This window comes from Photobacterium sp. OFAV2-7 (genome assembly GCF_022347985.1).
Taxonomy (GTDB): Bacteria; Pseudomonadota; Gammaproteobacteria; order Enterobacterales; family Vibrionaceae; genus Photobacterium.
The window spans coordinates 1-3,529 of sequence record NZ_JAKRFQ010000546.1 but is presented as its reverse complement, the minus strand read 5'-3'; the positions used below and the strand labels follow the sequence as shown (position 1 = coordinate 3,529).

The window sequence follows — 3,529 nt, the reverse complement described above, 5'->3', positions numbered from 1 at the left end:
GGTAATTGTATCGCGATTCGGTTTTTGACACCTTCCCTTTGATCCAAAACAACGAAGTTAACACTTATATTAACAAGCCTTCATTTTTTGATATTATTTATCAGAACTCCAATTCCTATTTACTGATTTAGCTGCACTCACAACGCTTAGCTTGTTAATAATTAGAATACTGGAGTGAAAAATCGTGAGAATTAAATGGACGCGAAATACTGCCGCAGTCGCAGCTTTGTTGTCTGCGTTATGTTTATCTGCCAATGCCAACGCAGCTGAAGATAGCGGCAAAACAAGAATTGAACCTCGCAACGAACATTTTGCGAAGTCTCATGTCGATCAATTTAAAACCTGGGAAGCGACCAAAGAAAGCGAAGAAATTGATGACGCGCTTGCTGGCGATCCTAATATGGTTGTTCTGTGGGCCGGTTACGGTTTTTCCAAAGACTATAACAAAGCCCGTGGCCACTTCTACGCTGTAACCGACGTGCGCCAAACCTTACGTACAGGCGGCCCTAAGGATGAAAAATCAGGTCCTATGCCAATGGCTTGCTGGAGCTGTAAGAGCCCTGACGTGGCACGCGTGATCGATGAGCGTGGCGAAGACGGGTACTTTGAAGGCAAGTGGGCCCGCTTGGGTGCAGAAATCAACAATGCAATCGGCTGTTCTGACTGTCACAATACCGGCAGCAAAGAATTTGCCGAAGGTAAACCGGCGCTTACCCTGACCCGTCCTTATGTTAACCGTGCTATGGAAGCGATTGATATGAAGTTCGAGGATCAGTCTCGCTTCGATCAGCAAGCTCAGGTATGTGGCCAGTGTCATGTTGAGTACTACTTCACCGGTCCAACCAAAGGCGTTAAGTTCCCATGGGATAAAGGCACAGGCGTTGATGAAATGGAAGCTTATTACGACGAGATCGGTTTCAAAGACTGGACTCACGGCGTATCTAAAGCACCAATGCTAAAAGCCCAGCACCCTGGCTATGAAACCTGGCGTGACGGCATCCATGGCAAGAACAATGTAACCTGTATCGACTGCCATATGCCTAAAGTTCAGAACGAAGACGGCAAAGTGTTCACCGATCATAAAGTCGGCAACCCATTTGACCGCTTTGAAGACACCTGTGCACAATGTCATACCCAAGATAAAGAAACACTTGAAGACGTTGTTGCTACCCGTAAGGCAAGCGTTCAGGAAATGAAGCTACGTGCCGAGAAGCAAATTGTTGCTGCTCACTTCGAAGCAAAAGCGGCATGGGATGCAGGTGCAACCGAAGAAGAAATGAAGCCAATCCTGATGGATATCCGTCATGCTCAGTGGCGTTGGGACTACGCAATTGCATCTCACGGTGTTCACATGCACGCACCTGAAGTGGCACTGCGCGTTCTGGGTACTGCGCTTGATAAAGCAACCGATGCCCGTACTAAGGTTGTTCGCTTACTAGCAACAAAAGGTATCACGGAAGAAATTCAGATCCCTGATATTTCAACCAAGGAAAAGGCGCAACAGGCACTTGGCATGGATATGGACAAGATGAACGCTGATAAAGCTGAATTCCTGAAAACTATCGTTCCAGAGTGGGACAAGCAAGCCAAGGTTCGCGAAGCCTCTTACTAAGGTCAGCCTGATTTAATTAGGCAAACTGACAGAAACAGCCCCCTCTTATAATAAAGGGGGCTTTTTATATCGGCTTCTGAACATAACCATTGAACGCATCAATATCCTCATACCATCAATAACCACGGATAAACGCTTTTCCCTCTCCCATTCCGATAGTTCATTCTCATATTTCAGCCCTCTCATTAGGTCCATTGACTGAAATTTTGTATGCTGATAGTTATCGCATTGTATTTTAAATGGATTTTCTGGGGCAGCCTCGTCGTATGGTTAATTTCAAACTCATCTTTCTTCCGTTTCTCTTGGCATTTATCTCGCTCATAAGTGGCTATACTTTCATCCGCTGGCTAGTCGATATTAAATTGCACCTCATATCTATTGATGAAATGGTGTGGGATCTATTTATTCCGGGAGGGTTAGCCATCTGTACCACCCTCCTGCTGACAAGGAAGAGGCTACAAGTCTTTCGAATTAAAGGTAGTGCTCCATCTAGCCTAACTAAGCTACTCATGACTATTGCGCTCGCAGTGCCAATGGTTATCGCCCAATCGCTTGTTTCTTCTGCCTCTTACGATTTGATAGAACTTCCGAACGAAGACGACATTCCGGCTTATAAGCATGAGAAGTTTTTCTCCCTAGAGCAATATAGAGTCCGGCCATCTCTTTTCGCTTCAGACGCCAGTTTTCGTGTCAGGGGAAAGCACAACGAAGATCTAAATATCCATTTGTATATTGCCGTGCCAATGGATCAGAAAAAGAACATCTGGTACGGCATTCGTTATACAAAAACAATCAATAACCATCTGGAAGAAAATGAAAAAGAAGTGTTATTTTCAGCCTTCTTAGAAGAAGTCGACCAAAAATTCAGAAACCATGACTTCTATAGCCAAAGCCATTTTGAGTTGCTTAAAAAATCTGATCTCTATGACGGGCTTAAAATGGCTATTGATAATAAATATCCGTTCAAAGCTGATCAGGAACTTTACCTACTGTATCCGCGGACAGAAAGTCTTAAAGAATCCAATCACGATCTGATCGTGTTCTTCGGCATATTTAGCCTGATAGCCTTTGCTGTAGTTGGCGCCATCTCACTGCGGGCTCAGGTCGATGACAAGTCTTACCAAGACTATTTACACGGCGAGTTAACGGATAACAGCTTCACCTCTGTTGCCGTTAACATGCTCTCGTTCCGTGCAGGATGCCCTGCCACATCACTGCTTATCAATGTGTGTATTGCCGTTTACATTACCGGGGTATTTATCGGCGTTGATGCCATTAGCGCCAACGTACAAGAGCTGGTTCATTTCGGGGCTGTTAGACGTGATCTTGTTCTTTCCGGTGACTACTGGCGACTGATGACCTCAGCATTTGTTCACTTGGGCGTGGCTCATATCATCATGAACACTTTCGTACTTGGTTACGCAGGTAAAGCTGTCGAGTCTACCACCGGTACAGTCAGTTTCCTCTTCCTGGTTATTGTTACAGCCTTGTCTTCATCTCTAGCCAGCATTTATTGGCATGAACATACAGTCAGTGTCGGAATATCAGGGGTAAATTACGGGTTAGTTGGTGCGCTACTGACTTTGATGATGACAGGTTACTTAGATAAAAATAAAAAGTCCGATATGATTATTCTGCTGTCTTTCATCGCGGTCTCGAGCGCAATTTCGTTCTTCACACCCAACATCGACCACGCCGGTCATGTGGGCGGATTTATTGCTGGCGTAATATTAGGACTGGTAATGACACTCTGGTTAAGTAAACCTATACCGCAAAATACAAACCCCATCAGTGAAGTGTAAACAGTTAGCGCCTTACTTAGCCTCTCCCTTAAAAATAAGGAGAGGCTAAGAGAAAGAATATTACAAGTAACAATATAGACTTCAGATGATTTACAGCAACTTCTTGGCGCGGTTA

The 3,529-nt window shown here is 44.7% G+C and carries 2 protein-coding genes; both read left to right on the top strand.

Translation table 11 applies throughout. The annotated features are described in order from the left end of the window. The first annotated feature begins 184 nt into the window (after positions 1 to 184). Complete coding sequence (gene nrfA / locus MHN01_RS20625) at positions 185 to 1,612, top strand: ammonia-forming nitrite reductase cytochrome c552 subunit (RefSeq protein WP_239413140.1); 1,428 nt, start codon at positions 185 to 187, stop codon at positions 1,610 to 1,612. Between the two features lie 239 nt (positions 1,613 to 1,851). Then, positions 1,852 to 3,414, top strand: a complete 1,563-nt coding sequence (locus MHN01_RS20620; protein WP_239413138.1) for a rhomboid family intramembrane serine protease — start codon at positions 1,852 to 1,854, stop codon at positions 3,412 to 3,414. Positions 3,415 to 3,529 lie beyond the last annotated feature (115 nt).